The 22105-nt window shown below is 59.0% G+C and carries 16 protein-coding genes; 10 read left to right on the top strand and 6 right to left on the bottom strand.

What is annotated here, in order from left to right; all coding sequences use genetic code 11:
- The first annotated feature begins 11 nt into the window (after positions 1-11).
- The 4 genes from HK20_RS08380 to HK20_RS08365 all read left to right on the top strand — a co-directional run bounded on the left by HK20_RS08380 (position 12) and on the right by HK20_RS08365 (position 5540).
- Positions 12-1115, top strand: a complete 1104-nt coding sequence (locus HK20_RS08380; protein WP_086646613.1) for a branched-chain amino acid aminotransferase — start codon at positions 12-14, stop codon at positions 1113-1115.
- Between the two features lie 158 nt (positions 1116-1273).
- Positions 1274-4090 carry a DNA polymerase I gene (gene polA / locus HK20_RS08375; RefSeq protein WP_086646612.1) on the top strand — a complete coding sequence of 939 codons (2817 nt, stop codon included), beginning with the start codon at positions 1274-1276 and terminating at the stop codon, positions 4088-4090.
- A gap of 3 nt (positions 4091-4093) precedes the next feature.
- Positions 4094-4717: an SCO family protein gene (locus tag HK20_RS08370; protein ID WP_086646611.1), complete on the top strand. Its 624-nt coding sequence runs from the start codon at positions 4094-4096 to the stop codon at positions 4715-4717.
- Between the two features lie 58 nt (positions 4718-4775).
- The gene (locus HK20_RS08365; protein ID WP_086646610.1) at positions 4776-5540 is read left to right on the top strand and encodes a 1-acyl-sn-glycerol-3-phosphate acyltransferase; all 765 of its coding nucleotides are present in this window, start codon (positions 4776-4778) and stop codon (positions 5538-5540) included.
- Positions 5541-5546: 6 nt separating this feature from the next.
- Here HK20_RS08365 and ppk2 read toward each other — a convergent pair whose 3' ends face one another.
- From ppk2 to HK20_RS08350, 3 genes are all read right to left on the bottom strand, one after another.
- On the bottom strand, positions 5547-6464 hold the full coding sequence (gene ppk2 / locus HK20_RS08360) for a polyphosphate kinase 2 (protein WP_086646680.1): 918 nt from the start codon (positions 6462-6464) through the stop codon (positions 5547-5549).
- 70 nt (positions 6465-6534) lie between these two features.
- Positions 6535-8148 (bottom strand): inorganic phosphate transporter, encoded by a 1614-nt coding sequence (locus HK20_RS08355; protein ID WP_086646609.1) that lies wholly within the window; start codon positions 8146-8148, stop codon positions 6535-6537.
- Positions 8149-8292: 144 nt separating this feature from the next.
- The gene (locus HK20_RS08350; protein WP_086646608.1) at positions 8293-8874 is read right to left on the bottom strand and encodes a TIGR00730 family Rossman fold protein; all 582 of its coding nucleotides are present in this window, start codon (positions 8872-8874) and stop codon (positions 8293-8295) included.
- A gap of 256 nt (positions 8875-9130) precedes the next feature.
- Between HK20_RS08350 and HK20_RS08345 the strand changes: the two genes are divergently transcribed.
- Entirely contained in the window at positions 9131-10426 is a 1296-nt protein-coding gene (locus HK20_RS08345; RefSeq protein ID WP_086646607.1) for a dicarboxylate/amino acid:cation symporter, read from the top strand.
- 162 nt (positions 10427-10588) lie between these two features.
- Here HK20_RS08345 and HK20_RS08340 read toward each other — a convergent pair whose 3' ends face one another.
- Complete coding sequence (locus HK20_RS08340; protein WP_086646606.1) at positions 10589-11962, bottom strand: 8-oxoguanine deaminase; 1374 nt, start codon at positions 11960-11962, stop codon at positions 10589-10591.
- A 47-nt stretch (positions 11963-12009) separates the two neighbouring features.
- Positions 12010-14454: a TonB-dependent receptor gene (locus HK20_RS08335; protein ID WP_086646605.1), complete on the bottom strand. Its 2445-nt coding sequence runs from the start codon at positions 14452-14454 to the stop codon at positions 12010-12012.
- 343 nt (positions 14455-14797) lie between these two features.
- Between HK20_RS08335 and HK20_RS08330 the strand changes: the two genes are divergently transcribed.
- Genes HK20_RS08330 through HK20_RS08310 form a run of 5 tightly spaced genes read left to right on the top strand, consistent with a single transcriptional unit; the run spans position 14798 to position 19316 of the window.
- A complete protein-coding gene (locus HK20_RS08330) occupies positions 14798-16105 on the top strand; it encodes an allantoate amidohydrolase (protein WP_086646679.1) in 1308 nt (435 codons plus the stop codon).
- Complete coding sequence (locus tag HK20_RS08325; protein WP_086646604.1) at positions 16102-17328, top strand: alanine--glyoxylate aminotransferase family protein; 1227 nt, start codon at positions 16102-16104, stop codon at positions 17326-17328. Before HK20_RS08330 ends, HK20_RS08325 begins: the two co-directional genes overlap by 4 nt.
- A 33-nt stretch (positions 17329-17361) precedes the next feature.
- Positions 17362-17766, top strand: a complete 405-nt coding sequence (gene hpxZ / locus HK20_RS08320) for an oxalurate catabolism protein HpxZ (RefSeq protein WP_086646603.1) — start codon at positions 17362-17364, stop codon at positions 17764-17766.
- Between the two features lie 15 nt (positions 17767-17781).
- Complete coding sequence (locus tag HK20_RS08315) at positions 17782-17970, top strand: DUF4089 domain-containing protein (protein WP_086646602.1); 189 nt, start codon at positions 17782-17784, stop codon at positions 17968-17970.
- Entirely contained in the window at positions 17967-19316 is a 1350-nt protein-coding gene (locus HK20_RS08310) for an AtzE family amidohydrolase (RefSeq protein WP_086646601.1), read from the top strand. Before HK20_RS08315 ends, HK20_RS08310 begins: the two co-directional genes overlap by 4 nt.
- A 158-nt stretch (positions 19317-19474) precedes the next feature.
- On the opposite strand, the gene HK20_RS08305 is transcribed toward HK20_RS08310, so the two are convergent.
- Positions 19475-21985: a TonB-dependent siderophore receptor gene (locus HK20_RS08305; protein ID WP_086646678.1), complete on the bottom strand. Its 2511-nt coding sequence runs from the start codon at positions 21983-21985 to the stop codon at positions 19475-19477.
- Positions 21986-22105 lie beyond the last annotated feature (120 nt).

Below are 22105 nucleotides of genomic sequence, written 5' to 3'. Positions count from 1 at the left end.
GCGAGAACACCATGACCACCGTAGCCGACAACATTGCCTTCAAGATCACCCGCAAAACGGATGGCACCCCCGCCACCGAGCGTGAAAGCCTGGTCGCCAACCCCGGTTTTGGCCGCGCTTTTACCGATCATATGGCTGTTGTTACCTATACGGAAGGCAGGGGCTGGCATTCGGCCGAAATTCTGCCCCGCCAGCCGCTCATGCTCGACCCCGCTGCCTCCGTGCTGCACTACGCGCAGGAAATCTTTGAAGGCATGAAGGCCTACCGCGCCCCCAATGGCGGTGTGCAGCTCTTCCGCCCCGAAGCCAATGCCCGCCGGTTCCAAAAATCGGCCGAGCGCATGGCCATGGCGGAACTGCCTGAAGACCTGTTTTTGGAAGCGGTGACCCAGCTGGTCAAAATCGATCAGGACTGGGTGCCCGCACCCGAGGTGGGCACGCTTTACATCCGCCCCTTCATGATTGCGACGGAAGCAGCCCTTGGGGTCAAGCCTGCCTCCGAGTTCAAGTTCATTGTCATTGCCTGCGCAGCGGGGGAATACTTCTCCAAGGATGCCGGTCCGGTTTCGGTCTGGGTGGAAACGGAAACCGTGCGCGCCTCCCGCGGGGGCACGGGTACGGCCAAATGCGGCGGCAACTACGCTGCCAGCCTGACCGCACAGATGGAAGGCAAGCACCACGGCTGCCAGCAGGTTCTGTTTCTGGACGCGGAAGAACGCCGCTGGCTGGAAGAAATGGGCGGCATGAACGTGATGATGGTGTTTGAAGATGGCACCCTGCTGACCCCCCCGCTGGAAGGCGGCACCATTCTGCACGGCATTACGCGGGATAGCCTGCTGACACTGGCGCGCGATGCGGGCCTGACCGTAAAGGAAGAGCGCTACGCGCTTGACCAGCTTTTTGCCGATGCCAAATCCGGCAGGCTCAAGGAAGTGTTTGCCTGTGGCACGGCGGCTGTTGTGTCCCCCATCGGAGCATTCAAGAGCAAGACGGATAGCTGCACCATCAACAACAATCAGGTGGGTGATGTCACGGCAAAGCTGCGCCAGAAGCTGTGCGACATCCAGTTTGGCCGCGCGGCTGACCCACATAACTGGATCAGCACCGTAGCGTAAGGCCACCTCAGGGCACCCTGCTCAAACACCCCGGTCTCTGCCGGGGTGTTTTTGTCTATACCTCCGGCAGAGATGCTGGACAGACCGGCCCAAGCGGCATATCCCCAGAACATGCTTGCTTTTTTACCCGCCCTCCCCTGCACACGGTTCCCCCAGCCATGACCAACACGCCGCATCTGGTTCTTGTGGATGGCAGCGGCTTTATTTTCCGCGCTTTTCATGCACTCCCCCCCATGACCAGCCCCGAAGGGGTGCCAGTCAATGCGGTGTACGGCTTTACCAACATGCTGGCCCGCCTGCTGCGCGACCATGTGGGCACGCATCTGGCCGTGCTGTTTGATGCAAGCCGCCAGACCTTCCGCTCCGACATTTACCCCCAGTACAAGGCCCACCGCCCCGAACCACCGGAAGACCTGCGCCCCCAGTTCAGCCTGATCCGGGATGCCACGCAGGCTTTTAACGTCCCCGGCATAGAACTGCCGGGCTGGGAGGCAGACGACCTGATTGCCTCTTACGCCGTGGCCGTGCGCAAAATGGGGGGCACCTGCACCATTATTTCCTCCGACAAGGATCTGATGCAGCTTGTGGGGCAAGGCGTGTGCATGCTTGACCCCATCAAGCAGACCCCCATAGGCCCGGCGGAAGTGGAAACCAAGTTTGGTGTCCCGCCCGAAAAAGTGGTGGATGTGCAGGCCCTTATGGGCGACCCGACGGATAACGTGCCCGGCGTGCCCGGCATTGGCCCCAAAACGGCCTCGGCCCTGATTAACGAATTCGGCACGCTGGAAAACGTGCTGGCCAGCGCCCCGGATATGAAAAAATCCAAAAAGCGGGACATGCTGATCGAACATGCACAGGCGGCCCGCCTCTCGCTCCAGCTGGTCACGCTGGCAACGGACGTGCCCCTGCCCGTACCGGTAGAGGAACTGGCCACGCGCGAGCCAGACAAGCTGGCACTGGCCGACTGGCTGGACAGCATGGGCTTCAGCTCCGTCATGTCCCGCATGGGTATGGGCAGCCCGGCTGGGGCACATGCCCACCGCGCGGCCCGTGCTTCCGCCCATGCCAGCGCAAACGGGCAGGACACCCCCAACCCGGCTCAGGCCGCCCCAGCCCAATCCACTGGCCCCGCCGACCTACTGAGCGCACCTTATGCGGAGTACGAAACCGTGCGTACCGCCGAGGCCCTGCAAAAATGGGTCAGCATGGCGCAGGAAGCAGGTGTATGCGCCGTGGATACGGAAACCGACGGGCTGGACCCGCTGGCTGCCAACATGCTCGGCTTTTCCCTTGCCACCGCACCCGGCAAAGCCTGTTACGTGCCCGTACGGCACGAGGGCACGCTGGAAGCCCTGACCGGCGAACAGCTTGACGCCACACAGGCACTGGAGCTGCTACGCCCGCTGCTGGAGGACAAAAGTGTTCTCAAGGTCTTCCAGAACGCCAAGTTCGACCTGCTGGTATTGGACCACGCAGGCATAGACCACACCAGCATTGCGCCGGTGGATGACACAATGCTGATCTCCTACAGCCAGTCTGCCGGGCTGCATGGGCAGGGCATGGATGAGTTGTCTGCCCTGCACCTCAATCACACGCCCATAACGTATGACAGCGTAACCGGCACGGGCCGCAACCGTATTCCCTTTGCCAAGGTACCGGTAGAAAAAGCCACCACCTACGCTGCCGAGGATGCAGACGTAACCCTGCGCCTGTGGCATGTGCTACACCCCACCTTACGCACCAACAAGGCACTGGCCCTGTACGAGCAGGTGGAACGCCCGCTGGTGCAGGTGCTTGCCACCATGGAAAAAAACGGCATTGCAGTGGACCGCGCGGAACTGACCCGCCTTTCCGCCGATTTTGAAAGCCGCATGAAAAACATGGAACAGGGCATTTACGCCGCGGCTGGCAGGGAGTTCAATATTGCCTCCCCCCGCCAGCTTGGTGAAATCCTGTTTGATGAAATGGGGCTCAAGGGCGGTAAACGCGGCAAGGCGGGGGCGTGGAGTACGGATTCCTCCGTATTGCAGGATCTGGCCGATCAGGGCCACGACCTGCCGGTGCGCGTGCTGGAGTGGCGGCAGCTTGCCAAGCTCAAATCCACCTACACGGATGCCCTGCTCAAGCTGACCAGTAAGGAAAGCCGGGTCCATACCTCGTTCCAGATGGCTATTACCACCACGGGCCGCCTGTCCTCCTCCGACCCGAACCTCCAGAACATTCCTGTGCGCACGGAGGAAGGTACGCGCATCCGCCAGGCATTTGTGGCCCCGGCAGGGCGCAAGCTGATCTCGGCCGACTATTCCCAGATCGAGCTGCGGCTGCTGGCCGATGTGGCCAACATCCCCACCCTGCGTGAAGCCTTTGAGCTGGGGCAGGACATTCACGCCCGCACAGCCTCCGAGGTGTTCAACATCCCGCTCGAAGGCATGGACGCCCTGACCCGCCGCCGCGCCAAGGCCATTAACTTTGGGATTATTTACGGCATTTCCGCCTTTGGGCTGGGCAAGCAGCTTGGTATTCCCGCAGGGGAGGCCAAAAGCTACATAGATGCCTATTTTGCCCGTTACCCCGGCATCCGGGATTACATGGAGCAGGTCAAGGCCGAAGCCCGCGCCAACGGCTATGTCATGACCCCGTTTGGCAGGCGCTGCTATGTACCGGGCATTCATGAGAAAAGTGCCGTGCGCCGCCAGTATGCGGAGCGGCAGGCCATTAACGCCCCCCTTCAGGGTGGCGCTGCGGACATTATCAAACGCGCCATGGTGCGCCTGCCCGAAGCCCTGAAGGCCACAGGGCTGGGCAGCGCACGCATGCTGCTACAGGTCCATGACGAACTGCTGTTTGAAGTGGATGCAGAACAGGCCAGTGCCGTGGCGCAAAAAGCCAAGGCCATTATGGAAGCAGCAGCACAGCTCAAAGTGCCGCTGGTAGTAGAAACAGGCATTGCCCAGAACTGGGCGGAGGCACACTAACCCATGACACCAGCAGGAAAACGCATCACCCTGATCAGTGTGGGTATTCTGGCTCTTGCCGGGGTGGGCAGCTTGCTGGCCACCGAGCTGGCACTCAAGCACAGCATTACCCTTAACTCCTACGGCAACCCCGTTGGGGGCTCCTTCCGCCTGATGGACGCCACAACCGGCACCATGACGGACAAGAGCTTTCAGGGCCGGTGGATGCTGGTGCTGTTCGGGGCAACCCATTGCGGGCAGGACGCATGCACCCCTGCCCTACAGGCCATGTCTGCCGCCATGGATGAGGTTGATCCGGGCAAACGCAAGATGGTTATTATTTTTGTCAGTCTGGACCCCGACCGGGATGACGCCCAGCGCCTGCGCCAGTACGGCGAGACCATAAGCCCCCGCGTGGTGGCTGGCACGGCAGCCCCCTTTGCTCTGGCTGATCTGGCCAAGGAATACCATGCACCGGTTGAAAAAATGACTGACCCGGAATGGGATTACGCCATGCGCATGTCCCCCCAGTTTGTGGTTATGGACCCGCAGACGCGCTACCGGGGCACCATAGATGCACAGGCTGACAAAGCCAGTATGGCCGCAAGCCTGCGCCAGATCATGGCGGCGGATGCTCCCGCCCCCTGATCAGGCTCCCCCGCCTTAACTTCTGTTATGTGTTCCTGCAGGTCTGTTCCGTAGCCCCATGCCGCTATCCCCCTCCGCCATAAGTGCCTCGGCGCGCTTTTATACCTCCCTGCTGGTAACGGGAGGGGTTTTTGTGGTGCTGGATGCAGGGGCATTTGTGCTGCGCCATACCATGCCCGAGGGCGCACGCCGCAGGCGTGTGGCCCGGCGCTGGCTGTGCACCATGGCCAAGGTGGCCGTACGCTACCTGCATGCCGCCGGTATTCTGGACTGTAACATGGCGGAACTGGCAGCCATTGCCCAGCGCCGGAATCTTGTGCTGGTTGCCAACCACCCCTCCCGGCTGGACTGCCTGCTGCTGGCCGCAGCCCTGCCGCATATGGTGTGCGTGACCAAAGCCTCCATATGGGAACGGGGCGTGCTGGGCAGCACCCTGCGCACCGCAGGCTATGTGCGGCACGATACGTTGCTCAGGATTATTGGCCCGGCATCCCAGGCATTGCATGAGGACTGCCAGCTTCTGCTGTTCCCCGAAGGAACACGCTCCCGCGCAGGGGCCGAACCCGGCCCGGTGCAGCCCGGCTTTGCCGCCATTGCCCAGCGCACACGCTCGGACGTGCAGGTGGTGCTGATAGAAACACCATCACCCTATCTGTCACAGGGCTGGCCGTTTTTAAAACGCCCTCCCCTGCCCATGCGCTACGGTATAAAGCTTGGACCGCATTTTGCCGCCCCCAAACGGAACGAGGCCAGCGGGCGGGCCCTGATTGAAGCCGTGGACAACTGCTTCAGGTCCTCCCCGCAGGGCGGGGAGGGTTTTTGAACACGCCTAGTAGATTTCTGGAACAATCATGTTTTCAGGCGTAGGCAGGCGTTCATAGTCCGCATGATGCACACGCGGGGGCAGATCCACCTCGGGGTGTGACACAGGCTGGTAAGGCACCTGCGCCAGAAGATGGTTGATACAGTTCAGCCGTGCGCGCTTTTTATCCACCGCCTGCACAACCCACCACGGGGCCTCGGCAATGCTGGAGCGCTCGAGCATGGTTTCCTTGGCTTTGGTATAGGATTCCCACCGGCGGCGGCTCTCCAGATCCATCGGGCTGAGCTTCCACTGCTTAAGCGGGTCTTCTATTCTGGCACGGAAGCGGGCTTCCTGCTCATCATCCGTGATGGAGAACCAGTATTTGACAAGCTGGATGCCACTGCGCACCAGCATGCGCTCAAACTCTGGCACGGAGCGGAAGAACTCTTCGTATTCCTCATCCGAGCAGAACCCCATGACCCGTTCCACACCAGCGCGGTTGTACCAGCTGCGGTCAAACAGAACGATCTCACCCGCAGCGGGAAGCTGGGCTACGTAACGCTGGAAGTACCACTGTGTTTTTTCGCGGTCTGTGGGAGCGGGCAGCGCAGCCACGCGGCAGATACGCGGGTTGAGCCGCTGGGTAATGCGCTTGATCGCCCCACCCTTGCCTGCGGCATCGCGCCCTTCAAACAGCACCACCAGACGGTGGCCTGTTTCCTTCACCCAGTCCTGCAAACGCACCAGTTCGCCCTGCAGGCGAACCAGCTCGCTAAAATAGGTATGGCGGAAGCTGCGGTCAGACACGGAGGCCTCACCCCCCAGCCCCTCTTCCTGCAATTCGAGTTCGATCTCTTCATCCAGATCGTCAATGATCTCCTGCCGGATACGCTCGCGTTCACGCTCGGCGGCAGAAAGGCTGTTCACATTGGCATCAGACATGATCTTGCCTTTGCTGTTTGGCAGAAACAGTGTCTGGCGTGGTGCATGACCACGCCAGAGCGGAAGTTTTTTAGAAAATGTGGCGGAACACCACATACAGCACGCCACTGATCAGCATGGCGGCAGGTAGGGTGGTAATCCATGCCATGCCCATGGCGCGTAGGGTGCCCCACTGCAAGCCACCACCACCGGCAGCCATTGTGCCAGCCACACCGCTGGAGAGGATATGCGTGGTGGAAACCGGCAGGCCATACCCTTCGGCCAGACCAATGGTGCCCATGGCCACGAACTCGGCGGAAGCACCCTGAGCGTAGGTCAGGTGGCTTTTGCCAATTTTTTCACCCACGGTCACAACAATGCGCTTCCAGCCGACCATGGTGCCAAGGCCCAGAGCAAGAGCCACCGCAATTTTAACCCACACAGGAATAAAGCGTGTGCCTGCGTTAAGCTGCTTCATAAACTTGGCGAGTTCGCTGTCTTCTTCTGCGCTAAAGGTTGCTGCCTTGCCCATGTTGTGAATGGCTTCCGCCACCAGATACATGTCGGTACGCACGTTGGGCACGGTTGCTGCCGGAATTTCGTGCAAGGAGTGATACCCACTTACGGCCTGTGCAATATCAGCCGACAGGACGGAGAGTGCGGCATACACTTCGGGGCGGGCTACGGATTTGATGCGCAGCGCGTCTGTTACCTGGGCGCGGGCTTCTTCCGCCGTGGGCTGCTTGAGCATGGGCTGGGCGTGCACGTCAAACACGTGGGAGGCCTGCTGTGCGGTTTCCACAAAGCCGGGCATCATGCTGTCGGGCATGGCGCGGTTCAGGGCGTAGGCGGTAGGCGCAGCACCAATCAGGATCAGCATGATCAGGCCCATGCCCTTCTGCCCGTCGTTGCTGCCGTGGAAGAAGGAAACACCCGTGCAGGTGCCAATCAATAGACCACGGATCCACAGAGGGGGCGGGGCATCACCTTCAGGCGCACGGTAGAGGGCGGCATTGCGCACCACAACGCGCAGCACCATGAACAGGCCCGCGGCAAGAATAAAGCCACACAGGGGGCTGAACAGCAGGGCGGAGAACACCTTTTTAACCTGCATCCAGTCCACGCCATACAGCGCGCTGCCAGAAGGCGACATAAGCTGGTTTGCAAGGCCCACACCCAGAATGGAGCCAACCAGAGCGTGGGACGAGCTGTTGGGAATACCCAGCGCCCATGTTGCCAGGTTCCACACAATGGCGGACAGCAGCAGGGCAAAGATCATGGCATGGCCAGCACCACTGCCAACCTGCAGGATCAGTTCCACCGGCAGCAGCGTTACAACACTATATGCCACCGCCCCCGAGGAGGTCAGAACCCCAAGCAGGTTCCACATACCAGACCAGACTACCGCAACCAGTGGCGGCAGGCTGTTGGTGTAAATAACCGTTGCGACCGCATTGGCCGTATCGTGAAAACCGTTTACGAATTCAAAGCCCAGAGCAATAAGCAACGCCAGAGCCAGCAGGGCGAAGGCCCCGGTTGCTATGCCACTGGTACCAACAGCGTGCAGGTCAGCCAGCACGCTGTAACCAACAAACGCCAGAGCTGCTGCAATCACTCCCAAAAAGAACATGCGGAAAGCCTGATGCTCCCCTTTACGCATATTCGGACGTCCTCCAACCGGAGAACTCAGCATTGTATCTGACATAAAAGCACCCTGCGCAGAAAAAGATGAGCGCAAGATAAAACTCTTTTTATTCAGGTTGCGTTAAGAAATTGTGAAACAAAAATCCCTTTTACATCAACTCTATAATCTAAATATCACCCCCATTGGTGCAGTATTGAAACAAATTCAGCGTTCATCCTGCGCAATCCATTTTGTTTCCTGCGGGGGGTGCCATTGGGCCAGCCTGTCCAGCAGGTCTTCGGGTGTTTGGCCAACCTGCAAAATGGCTCTGTGCGCGGGTTTAAGAAAACCCTCCGCCACCACGTGGTCCAAAAACGTGCCAAGCGTGCTGTAAAACCCGTTTACATTCAACACACCGCAGGGTTTGGCGTGGTTGCCAAGCTGGGTCCATGTCCAGACCTCAAACAGTTCCTCCAGAGTGCCAATGCCGCCGGGCAGGGCAATAAAGGCGTCGGACATATCCGCCATAAGGGCTTTGCGCTCGTGCATGGAGCCTACAATCCGCAGGTCCTCCAACCCGTTATGCGCCACCTCCCGCGCGACCAGTGCCTGCGGGATAACACCCGTAACCTGCCCGCCACCGGCCAGTACGGCATTGGCCACAGCCCCCATAAGCCCGACCGAAGCCCCCCCATACACCAGCCCTATGCCGCGCCGGGCCATAAGCAGGCCAAGCTGTTCTGCCGCATGCAGGTAGGCAGGCCCACGCCCGGCACTGGAACCACAAAACACACAAATCCGTCGCACGACCGCTTATTCCCCCCGTAAACCCCGGTACATGATGCGCCCATTCCGCCCGCGCATGCACAGGTGCGGGGGCAAACACACAACAGTGTTGTTTTTTTCATGCCCCAGATAAGGGGACAACCCTTTCCAAACTGCAACAAGTGGGAGTAGCCTACCCCCTGCTTACACCGAGAGGCTTGATATAACAGAATAACTTTTCGCCAACGCCCATTGCGGACGCCAAAACAAAAACAATAAAAACAGAAAGATAACCAGCGTGCTTCCCTCTACTGCTCCCCTATCCAGCTCACACCAGCGGTTCCTTTATCTTCAGGTTCTCGCAGCCGTGGCGGCAGGTATTCTTGTCGGCGCTCTGTTCCCCTCCGTTGCAACGTTGCTCAAACCGTTGGGAGACGGGTTTGTCAAACTGATCAAAATGGTCATTGCGCCGGTTATCTTCCTGACGGTCAGCACCGGCATTGCAGGCATGGCAGACCTTAAACAGACCGGCCGCGTGGCGGGTAAGGCCATGCTGTATTTCCTGTGCTTTTCCACGCTGGCACTGGCTGTGGGCATGGTGGTGGCCAATATCGTGCGCCCCGGCGCTGGCATGCACATCCACCCGCAAAGCCTGGATAGCGCCTCCGTTGAGCAGTTTGTGCAGGCAGCGCACGGCCATTCCTTTACCGACTTCCTGCTCCAGATCATTCCCTCCACCACGGCGGGGGCTTTTACCTCGGGCGAGATCCTGCAGGTGCTTCTGGTCGCCATTCTGTTTGGCATCAGCATGGCGCAGATGGGTCAGGCGGGGGAGACGGTTCTGAACCTGTTCCGCAGCCTGACGGAAATGGTGTTTGGCGTGGTCCGGCTGGTTATGTATCTGGCGCCAGTTGGTGCATTTGGGGCCATGGCATTTACCGTGGGCAAGTTTGGCCTTGGCTCCATTGTACATCTGCTGGGGCTGGTGCTGACCTTCTACTTTACCGCAGGCGTGTTTGTGCTGGTTATTCTGGGTATTGTTGCCCGGCTGGCGGGATTCAGCATTTTGCGGCTTCTGATGTTCCTCAAGGAAGAACTGCTGATTGTGCTGGGCACCAGCTCGTCCGAATCAGCCTTGCCGGGGCTTATCAGCAAGCTTGAGCAGGCCGGGTGCAAGCCGGGCATTGTGGGGCTGGTGGTGCCTATGGGCTATTCCTTCAACCTTGATGGCACCAATATCTACATGACCCTTGCAGCCCTGTTTATTGCGCAGGCAACCGACGTGCATCTGGGTTTTGGTGAACAGCTTGCCCTGCTGCTTGTGGCTATGGTCAGCTCCAAGGGGGCTGCGGGGGTGACAGGGGCAGGCTTTATTACACTGGCGGCCACCCTGTCCGTTGTACCAAGTGTGCCGGTGGGGGGGATGGCGCTTATACTGGGGATTGACCGGTTTATGTCCGAGTGCCGCTCGCTCACCAACCTTGTGGGCAACGCCGTGGCGACCATTGTCGTGGCCCGGTGGGAAAACGCACTGGATACAGAGCAGCTCAATAAAACCCTGCATGCCTCCCGGAAGGAGATCCCTTCCGCCTAACCCCACGACCACAAAGCCTCCCCCCCCAACGGGAGGCTTCTGCAGGCTGGGAAAAACAGGCAGGGATGAATATGCTGGCGACGCGGAACTGACACGCAGCCAGCACGGCTCAGGCAGCTGCGCCGGATGGAGCTGACTGGTAAAACACCTGTATGGGTAGCCCTACGCCCCAGCGCACAACTGCGCAGCAAGCTGGTTATGCCGCGCCACCAGCCCGTGCAAGTCCAGCCGGGCAAAGTATCCGTCCTGTATCAGAACATTCCCGTTAACCATGCTCATGGAAACCTGCGTGGGGGAACAGAACACAAGGGCTGCTACCGGGTCGGTCTGGGCACCGGCATGGGCCAGACCGCGCACATCAAACGCGACAATATCCGCCGCCATGCCCACGGCAATCTGGCCAATATCATCCCGCCCCAGCACGGCCGCACCACCCCGCGTGGCAAGGGCCAGTGCATCCCGCGCGCTCATCATCCCCGGTGTTTGCGGGGTTTCGGGGAGCAGGCGGGAGAGCAGCATGGCCTGCCGTGTTTCACCCAGCAGGCTGGCCCCATCGTTGGAGGCGGAGCCATCCACCCCCAGCCCCACACGCACACCTGCTGCCTGCATCTGCCGCACCGGGGCTATCCCCGATGCCAGCCGCATGTTGGAACACGGGCAATGCGCCACACCTGTTTGCGTGCGACCAAAACGAGCCATGCCATCCGCGTCCAGCTTTACACAGTGCGCGTGCCAGACATCGGCCCCGACCCAGCCCAGTGTTTCAGCATATTCTGCCGGGGTCTGGCCAAAGCGCTCGCGGCTGTAGCTGACATCATGATCATTTTCAGCCAGATGCGTGTGCAGCATGGTGCCTGTGGCACGGGCCAGTGTTGCCATGTCCCGCATAAGCTCCCGGCTGACCGAAAAAGGCGAGCACGGCGCGCCCGCAACCCGCAGCATGGCAAGGGGTTCGGGGTCATGGTAGGTTTCGATCAGGCGTTGTGTGTCGCGCAGAATATCGGCTTCACGCTCCACCAGCGCATCGGGCGGCAGGCCCCCTTTGCTCTCCCCCACGCTCATGGCACCACGGCAGGCATGGAAGCGCATACCCATGGCAAAGGCGGCTTCTATCTGGTCATCCAGCCTGCATCCGTTGGGAAAGATGTAAAGATGGTCACTGGTTGTGGTGCAGCCTGAAAGCAGCAGTTCCGCCATGGCCGTGCGGGTGGAGACCTGCACCATCTCCGGCGTAAGGCCCGCCCAGATCGGGTAGAGCGTTTTAAGCCAGCCAAACAGGGAGGCATCCTGTGCCTGCGGAATAACCCGTGTGAGCGACTGGTACATATGGTGGTGGGTGTTCACCATACCCGGCAGCACTACATGGCCTTGCAGGTCTATAACGTGGTCAGCGCCGGGCGGGGGTGCAACCTGCCCCCCACCCAGCGCCACAATCTGCCGCCCTTCTACCAGAACCCACCCGTTTTCCAGTTCGGTGCGGGCGTCATCCATACACACCAGTCTGGTTATGTTTGTGAGCAAAGTGCGGCGTGACATGCAAACTCCTGTCGCACCCGGCAAAACCGGGTGCGCTGGTGAACTGATCAGAAGGACGTGGAGACAGAACCTACCATGGTAAAGCGTGGTTCCACCATGAACGAGTTGCCATAACCCAATCCACCCGTGTTGCTGCCGCTGCCGCTCCACACCGGGTGCGAGTTCAGGTCGCTCCCCCGGTAAACAGCGCCCATGGCACCCGTGCGCACGATAGACCCGGTCAGGTTGGTAAAGTTCAGCTTGAACGTAGGCGATTGGAGGAAACCAAACGGCTTGAAGTGATACCCGAGCGAGAGCGTGTTGGTCACATACCCCGGAATACGCTGGTCGTTGGCAATGGCAACAGACTGCGGGCCGGTGTAATGCACGGAACCGTTCGCAAAAAACCCTTTATATGTATAGGTCAGACCGAAGTTTGCCATAACCCGCGGGGCCATAATGGCCTGCGTGCCCTTGGAGTGGATCATCGTGTTGTCGTTGGGATCATACACGTTGCTATCCTGCGTGGCGTGCAGATACTCGACCGACGCATACGGGCTGAAGCCATGGTAGGACGTGCCCGCGACCATGAAGTCAAACCCACGCATGGTCTGGCTGCCAATGGACATGGGGCTAAAGCTGTTCATACCCACGTACTGGTCAACAAGCCTGTTTTTGACGTTGTAGTTGAACAGAGACATGTCAACCATAACGTATTTATTGTGGTAGCGGTAACCCAGTTCTTCTTTGATGGAATACTGATTTTTGGGAATTGGCGTGCCCGCGTATGTCCAGCCCAGATCGGTGGCACTTGGCTGACGGTAATCGCCTTCCGCGTTCACGTAAATCTGGTTGTTCTCGTTAATCTGGTAGCTGATGGACAGTTGCGGCAGAGGCTCAGTTCTATTCGCACCAGAGTTGGAGCCGGTCGGATGGTTTGTATTCCCCATCCAGCCATTATTCCAGGTGTTGGACATAACGAACTTGAACCCGGCATTGATCAGCAGGCGGTTGTTCAGGTAGCGCGACTGGTTCTGGATGAATAGCGAGTGCAGTTCATACCCTGCGGTCTGGCCAAAAGTGGAACCAACCACATGTGCGGATGCAGTAGGGCCGGAGGCGGCCCCATTGGCCAGGGTTGTTGCGGTTGGATAGGACTGAATGGTCTGGTTGTTTTCGTACCAGTAACCAAAGCTCAGGTGGTTGTGCTTATCAATATCATACCCAAGTTTGGCAACCACACCGACCTGTCGTGCTTCATTTTCCAAAAAGTAGTTGGTCATGTTGGTGCCAGACGGCACGGCCTGACCCGTTGACGCATAGTTCCCACCTACGACGCTATTCGTCACAGGGTTGTTATAGCCGGCTACCCCACCGGGGGAGGCATCCCACCCCTGCCCAAAGCTGAAATAAGGCTGGATGTCGAATGTCAGCTTTTTGGGCAGCACAATATGCACAGGAGCGGTCAGAAAAATCTGGTTCCAGTGGTCATTATTGTTGCGCCAGTAGTTAACATCCTTGGAGCTGGCAGAGCGGCCATAGCCATCGCCCGTATGCTTGTATTTGTAGAACTGCTCGGCAGTCGGGTAGTTGTCGATGACGAAGTCTTCAGAGTTCCAGGACAGGAACAGGTGGGCGTTGGACCCGTTTTCCCAGTCCTTGCGCACGCCAAAGTCGATGTGCTTGCGCTGGTTGGTGCCAGCACCCATCCAACTCCGGTCATGCGTGTTGGAGAACGAGAAAAAACTCTTGATCCCGGTCCTGCCGATCTCGCCGGATTCCAGACGAATGAACTCGCGCGAGAGGTTGTTGGTGCCGTAGGAAAAATCGACCATGCCGCCCATTTTTTCGGACGGCAGATGCGTGCGCGAATTCATGACCCCGCCTGCCGCAGACATAACCGGCAGGTCACGCGCGGCACTGCCGGGGGTTACGCTGACTTCATCCAGGTTTTCCGAATCAATATCTTCGGTCATGTATTTGGCCGCTGCCGCCGGTGCACCATCCACCATAAGCGCCATATCAAGGTCCGTCAGCCCGCGTGACTGGATGGACCCGCCCTGCATCCCCGATGCGTCGGGGGTCATAACATTCAGGCTGGGCAGGTTCTTGACCAGATCAAGCGGTGTGGAGGTGGGGCTGCGCATATTGATGTAGGCTTTGGTCACGGTCTGCACCGCGTGGGGGGCCACTTCCTGGCGCATCATGCCACCACCGCCGGAACGGGCCGTGCGATTGGATGCAACCGAAATTTCCTCTGCCCCACCTGCCTGCACCGACCTGTTGGCTGGCTTGGCATGGGCATGCCGGGCCGCTGCCTTGGCCGGAGCATGCCCTACCTTGCCTGCAACAGGGGCGCTCTGGTCGGTCGTGGCGGCAAAAGCCTGCCCCACCCCCTGCACACTGGCACAGAAGCCGGCAACACTGGCCAGACAGGTCAAGGTTGCAAGGCGCTGCCGATAGGTCAGGGATGAACCGACAGAACGGCGGGTGGGAAAAAATCGGGAAGGCATGGTGTAGTCTCCCAAAAGCAGAAGCTGGAGCAGGGGTAAGGGCGGCGGGTCAGGCATTATCGCGGTGTGTTCCCCTGCAGATTGCCTAAGGCGGGGTGTGTTCCGAAACTCTGCCCATAAACGATACGATTCCGATATATAATTGCGAGTTCCCTTTCTCACAAAATAAAAAAAAGCACTTTCTCATTGCTTTTTTCAGCACGGGGGCCGCGCTCAATTTTGCAACGCGAAATTGCCTTTTTTGCTTTTGGGAGAACGGACCAAATCCGTCTATGATTGCCAGACTACGCCAGCCAGCGCTGGCAAAACCCGATCAGGCATTTGTATACTAAGGACAAAACCAATCACCCCGACCCCGCCCTTCCCCCAAGGCCCGGCAGAGGCCAGCAAAAAGGACTCCCGTCCGGTCAACCGGTGTGACCATCTTGGCTCACACCCTTTTTCCGATACGCAGGACGGTCTTTTTCGGGCCTATCTGTCCCCTGCCCATGCGGCTACCTGCAAACAGGTTGCCTTGTGGATGCACGAGGCAGGCATGGCCACCCGCACGGATGCGGCGGGCAACCTGATCGGCCGTTACGAGGGGCAGACCCCCGGTGCCCCAGCACTCCTTATCGGGTCACATCTGGATAGCGTGCGTAATGCGGGCCGTTATGACGGCACGCTGGGTGTCATGCTGGGCATAGAGGTCGTGGCCCATCTGGCCGCTCAGGGTGAGCGCCTGCCTTTTGCCATTGAGGTCATCGGGTTTGGGGATGAGGAAGGCTCGCGCTTCCCTGCCTCCATGCTTACGTCACGCGCGGTGGCCGGCACGCTTGATGCCCTCCCCCTTGGCACGGTGGATGCCAGCGGCACCACCTTGCATGATGTTCTGCACCAGAACGGTCTGGACCCCGCCCACTACCTTGAGGCAGCCTACAAACCCGAACAGGTTGTCGGTTATCTGGAAGCCCATATAGAGCAGGGCCCCGTGCTGGAAGCTGCCGGGCTGGGCGTTGGTGTGGTCACCGCCATTGCCGCGCAATATCGCTTCAAGGTGAGCATACAGGGTGTGGCGGGCCACGCCGGCACCATGCCCATGTCCTTGCGGAAGGATGCGCTGGCCGCAGCCGCTCAGGCCATGGTGGCCATCGAGCGCATTGGTGCAAATGGCCCGCCCGATCTGGTGGCAACCGTTGGCCAGTTGCATGTTGGCCCCGGTGCCAGCAACGTTGTGCCCGGCCAGACCACTTTCAGTCTGGACATCCGCGCAGGGACCGCGCAGGTGCGCGACCAGGCCACCACCCGGATTTGTGAAGCCTTGCAGAGCATTGCAGACGAACGCGGCGTGGGCCTGAGCATTGAACTCCAGAACGACCTGCCCGCCACCCCCTGCAACCCCGCACTAACAGCCTGCCTTGCGGCATCCGTCACCCGCATAACCGGGCAGATGGCGCACCATCTGGTCAGCGGTGCAGGGCATGATGCCATGGTCATGGCGGCCCTGACCCCGGTGTGCATGCTGTTCCTGCGCTGCCATCAGGGGATCAGCCACAACCCCGCAGAAGCCGTGCGGCATGATGATGCCCATACGGCTTTTCTGGTCATGCTGGATTTCATACGCGCATTTGCCACCACAACCGCACACAAACCAACGGAGTTTTCTGCATGAGTTCCACGTTTTTCCGGCAGATTGACCCACCCCAGCGGATGCTGATGGGCCCCGGCCCCATTAACGCGCATCCGCGTGTGCTGCGCGCCATGTCGGCTGACATGCTGGGCCAGTTTGACCCGGAAATGACAGAGTACATGAACGAAACCATGGCTCTGTACCGTCAGATTTTCATGACACGGAACCAGTGGACCTTTCTGGTGGATGGCACGGCCCGCGCAGGGATTGAGGCGGCTCTGGTCTCCCTTGTGGAACCGGGCGATAAAATCCTGCTGGTGCGGGCCGGGCGTTTTGGCCTCCTGCTTTCCGAAATTGCAGAGCGCATCGGGGCGGAAATCTGCGCGCTCGACCTGCCATGGGGGCAGGTGGCCACGCTGGAACAGATTGAAGACGCACTAAAAACCCACAAACCAAAAGTATTCGCCTGCATTCATGGTGACACCTCCACCACCATGGCCCAGCCGTTGGAAGGGGTTGGAGAACTCTGCCGCAAATACAACGTGCTTTCCTACACGGATGTCACCGCAACGCTGGGCGGCATGGCCATTAACACGGATGTGTGGGGGATTGATGTGGTCTCTGGCGGGTTGCAGAAATGCATGGGCGGGCCACCCGGCTCCGCCCCCATAACCGTGTCGGACCGGGCAGCGGAACACATTATGGCCCGCCGCCATGTGGAAGCAGGGATCCGGGGCGAAGGTACGACCAATGGCAGCCGGGCACGCATTTTGTCCAACTACTTCGATCTGGCCATGGTCATGGATTACTGGTCGGAAAAACGCCTCAACCACCACACCGAGGCCACGACCATGCTCTACGGCGCGCGAGAAGCCGCCCGCATTGTGCTCGAAGAAGGGCTGGATGCCCGCTTTGCCCGCCACGCACAGGCCAGTGCATGCTTGATTGCGGGGCTGCGCGCCATGAACCTGCGCATTTTTGGGGATGATGCCCACCGCATGACCAACGTAACCGGTGTGTGGATCCCCGATGGTGTGGATGGTGAGGCCATACGCACCCGCATGCGCGATGATTTTGGCATAGAAATTGGCACGGCCTTTGGCCCGCTGGCAGGCCGTATCTGGCGCATTGGCACCATGGGGTACAATGCCGTCAAACATAAGGTGCTGTTGACCCTTGGCGCGCTGGAGGCCTGCCTTGCAGCACAGGGCCACACCCTGCCCCGTGGTGCGGCCGTGGACGCCGCACTGGCCGAATGGCCATAACCCCAAGGCCACCCGCAAAAGGACGGCACGCGCATGACATTGGATGACGCCCAGACCATCCTCGCACTCACGCACTGCTCCGACCAGTACGAACGCGCACTGGCCGAAAACGATGTGGCCGTGCTGGACGCCCTGTTCTGGCAGGGGCCACAGACCGTGCGCTACGGCGTGGGGGAAAACCTTTACGGCGCGGAAGAGATTGCCGCCTTCCGCCGCAACCGCACAGGTGGCTCGCCCCCGCGCACCATGTTGCGCCGCACCATAACCCCCATTGGCACGCAGGCGGGGGTTGTCAGCCTGGAATTCCGCCGCATCGGCTCTACCCGCACGGGTCGGCAGATGCAGACATGGATCAACACGCCCGATGGCTGGAAAATTCTGGCGGCCCATGTGTCCATCATGGCCGAACAGCCAGAAACCGAACGCCCCACACTGTAAGGAAAGGAGCATGCCATGACCACGCCTCCCTTCTCTGATGAGGTTCTTGTCGCTGCCCGTGCGCAGGCCATGGAGCTTGACCTCCCCCCGGCCTGCATTGCTGGCGTGATTGCCAACACCCATGTGTTGCAAAACTATGCGGCCCTTGTAAGGGATTTTCCACTCCCCGACACATGCGAACCAGCGGGAGACTACACACCATGACCCGCTTTGCAAGCGCACTGGGTATTGCGCAGGACATCCGCAGTGGCAAACGTAGTGCGGCCTCTGTCATGCAGTCGGTGCTGGCCACCATCAACCAGCATGATGCCGCCATTCACAGCGTGACCCACCTGTTTGCGCAGCAGGCCATGGAGCAGGCTCAGGCCGTGGATGCCCTGCTGGCCCGCAACAAACCCCTGCCCCCGCTGGCCGGTGTGCCTTTTGGGGTCAAGGACCTGTTTGACATTCAGGGCCATGTCACCACCGCAGGCTCCATTGTGCTGCGCAATACTCCCCCCGCCACGCAGGACGCCGCCATTGTGGCCCGCCTGCGCGCAGCCGGAGCCATTGCCGTTGCCACACTCAACATGGATGAGTTTGCCTACGGTTTTGCAACCGACAACGCCCATTACGGCATAACCCGCAACCCGCACGATACAAGCCGCATGGCAGGTGGGTCCTCCGGCGGGTCGGCTGCAGCTGTTGCTGCTGGTTTTTTACCGCTCACACTGGGAACAGACACCAACGGATCCATCCGTGTACCGGCATCACTCTGCGGGGTATGGGGGTTAAAGCCCACATTCGGCCGCCTCCCGCGGGAGGGTGCTTATCCTTTTTCCGCCAGTCTGGACGTAGTGGGGCATTTTGCCGGAACGCTGGATGACCTTATGGCCGCCTTTTACATTATGGCGGACACACCAGCCGAGCCCGAACCCCAGACCCTGCGCGCAGCATGCCTTGGCGGCTGGTTTGCACAAAACCTCAGCCCCGCCCTTGCTGCGGCCATAGGCCGGGTCTGCCAGCATCTTGGTCTGTCGGGCAGTGTGGAACTGCCACAAACACCAACAGCCCGGGCTGCATCCTTCCTGATTACAGCGGCAGAAGGTGGCACGCTCCACCTGCCCCGCCTGCGCGCAGCGGCAGAGGAATACGACCCTGCAACCCGCGACCGGCTTCTGGCGGGTGCCATGCTGCCCTCCAGCACCTATGTGCAGGCACAACGCTTCCGCCGCTGGTTCCGCCAGCAGGTGCATGCCGTGTTTGAGCAGGTGGATGTGCTGATTGCCCCTGCCGTTATGTGCGAAGCCCCCCGACTGGATGACCCAACTGTTATGGTTGACGGTAAACCGGCTTCCGCCCGTGCCAATCTGGGCCTGTACACGCAGCCGATCACCCTGCCGGGCCTGCCCGTGCTCTGCCTGCCGCTCAGGAACACCGGCACCCTGCCGCTGGGCCTGCAACTGGTAGCGGCTCCCGGGCGCGAGGCTGCACTGTTCAGTCTGGCCCGCAAGCTGGAACAGGCTGGTCTGGCCGGGCGCTGCCCGCTTGAGGCGCAACAGGCTGCTTAAAAAGCATGTGCCGGGCAACACTTCACCCGGCACATGCCCCAGAATAAAAAACATCTGGTAATCAAACAGCTTTTAATGAGTTCCAGAAGGAACCCATTATACAGCGCGCTCTGATAGCGCATGAAGGTTTTTGCCCATGAAATGAATGGGGCATCACCTCACAAATGGTAGCTGATCTTTGCAAAGTAATACCCACCCATAAACCCATAGGCAGAATAATACGGGTATTTAAACGCCCCGCTCGAAGACGCCTGCCCGGCCTTGGAAACCTGATTGGGATATTTGTTAAAAAGGTTTTGCGCCCCCACACTAAGCGACCAGCGGGGATTAATGTCGTAGCTGACTGTCAAGTTGGTAATGAAGGCGGGTTTGACCACTGTCCAGTCCTTTGCTGCAAGGCTGGGATTGGCAATATATGTCAACTGCCCGTAACGCTGCTCCTGAAAAGACACGAGCCATTTGTCTTTTGCCCATGTAATCCCAAGGGTTTCCCTGTTTTTGGGTGAAGAGTGTAACAATGTGTTCTGGGCATATGCATCAAAATACGGCTGGTTGAGCGCCAGAAGCTGAGAGGGCGTGCTGTTGTAATGGCTGATTTCCGTATCGGCAAAATTGACGCCAACAGAAAAAATCCATTGCCCGTACTTATGCAGGTTCAGGTTATATGCCGCATTAACATCCCCACCATTGGTCACGGTGTTAACCGGGTTGGTATAATACTGAACGTAGCGGATACCATTTAACCCCAGATTATTGAGCATGCTCTCCACCGCTGTTCCTCCAAACTGTGTGGAGTTTGCCATGCGGTCGTTAATGGCAATGCGGTAAAGGTTGGCAGTTAACGTAAAATTATCCACCGGGTGCGCATCAATGCCAATGCTGTAGCTGCGTGAGTATTCACCTTTCAGTTGGCCGCCACCCAGCGCCTTGGCCGCAGCACTTGTGGTGGGGAGCTGTGCAAATGTGTAGGTCGGAAATGTTGAGGTATAATAATAATTTTCCTGACCAAGAGTGGGCGGCCTATAACCCGTGTTAAAATTCGCACGAATGGCCCAGCGTTTGTTAAAATCATACCGCGTGCCAACAGAGCCCGTTTCCGTCGTGGCAAGGCTGGAATAGCTGACCACATGGCCACCTAGTGTCCACTCCCATTTTGGGAGAATATGAAAAGAAAGATTAACGTGCCCGTCAAACGTATCGCGCGCTGTGTTGCTAGCTGTATCGGGGGATGCCCCAATATGGCCCGATGCGCCGGGGGTGGCGGTGGCACCGGCGTTTGGCCCGTCCAGCACCTTGACCCCGCCATTAGCCCAGGACTGATACTCCCCCGCCGTTAACTGGAACGTATCGTGCCGGTACTCTCCCCCAAACTCCAGCGTTACCGGGCGAGACAGAAAAGAGGGCGTAAAGTTTCTGGATGCTTTAAAACCCGTGACCAACTGGGTGGAAATATCCGAACCATCATAAAAATTGCGTTTGCTGGCCAGCCCGAATGTCGGGTTATCGGAGTTGAGAGTTGTATAGCTCTCATCATCCCGCCCGAAGGTTACATAGCCATCCCAGTCAAACCCAGCGGTTGTGCCCTGCACGCCGCCGTTAACCTGAAAGTCATTTTCGGTCATGCCCATGAGCGGAATAAAACCATCCGGGTAGAGTGCTCGAACCGTATTGTTATTGGCCGGATTACGGTAGGTCACCTGATTTTCTACCGTTCTGTGGCCGTAGGTGGCCGTCAGATAACCACGAATACTATCTGTTATGGGCAGAGCACCATTAACGGAGAGTGTCTCCATTGTTGTATGGCCCAGCCCTTCCAGACGGTTAAAGTCACGGCCAGCCTTTGTCTGGCGCGGGTCCACACTGCCATCAGCCAGCGGGAAATACATGCTGCCCGTATAAAGGCCCGAGCGATTGGTCGGTAACTGGTTGGAAACCTGCGCCGCAACATCCAGATAACCACCACGGTTCCCCAGTTTTATCGCGTAGTCTCCATACCCGTTTACGCCCACGCCATCTCCGGCGTAATATCCGCTATCCACGAAATTGAGCGACCCCCCGCTTGTATTGTGCTTGAGCACAATATTAACCGCCCCCGCTATGGCATCCTGACCATAAAGGGCCGACGCTCCTTCTGTAATGACTTCAATATGATCAATCGCGCTTAAGGGGATCAGGGACAGATCAGCCGGTTCCGTGCCGGAATTGGGGCCTGCATTGGCATTGAAGTTTGCCGTCAGGTGCCGCCGTTTACCATTCACCAGCACCAGAGTCTGGTCGGCCGAGAGGTTACGCAACTGCATGGTACGGATAAAACGGTTGGACCCCACCCCGCTGAATGAGGGGGAACTGACTGAAGGCATTAACTGCTCCAGCGCAGCCATGGCGTTGCTCTGCCCGGTCCTTACAATTTCCTGCGCACTGATCACCTGCACATTAGCCGTGCTATGCCTGCGCGTGGTGCCGGACAACACCGGGTCTTCCTGTTTGCCCACAACCGAGATCAGCTCTGGCGATGCCTGCAAAACATCCTGCTTATGGGCAGTTTTTTTTACTGCGGACGCATTTTTTACAACAGCCTGGTGGGCTGGCGCTGCATGTGCCCCCTGCCGGTCCCGACTTTTGCCTTCCTCCGCCGTGCCAGCATATGCCGTAGCCGGTAGCGCCGCCATAACAACAACTATTGGGAGTGCTTTCCTTCCACTCGCAACTTTAATAACCATAACAAACGATCCCTTTTTCATACAACTAATTAAAATAGTTGTATTAAGATAAAAAAACGCCAGATGGCT

The sequence above is a fragment of the Acetobacter sp. DsW_54 genome (genome assembly GCF_002153575.1).
GTDB classification, from domain to species: Bacteria; Pseudomonadota; Alphaproteobacteria; order Acetobacterales; family Acetobacteraceae; genus Acetobacter; species Acetobacter fabarum.
This window is presented reverse-complemented; position numbering and strand designations above follow the sequence as displayed.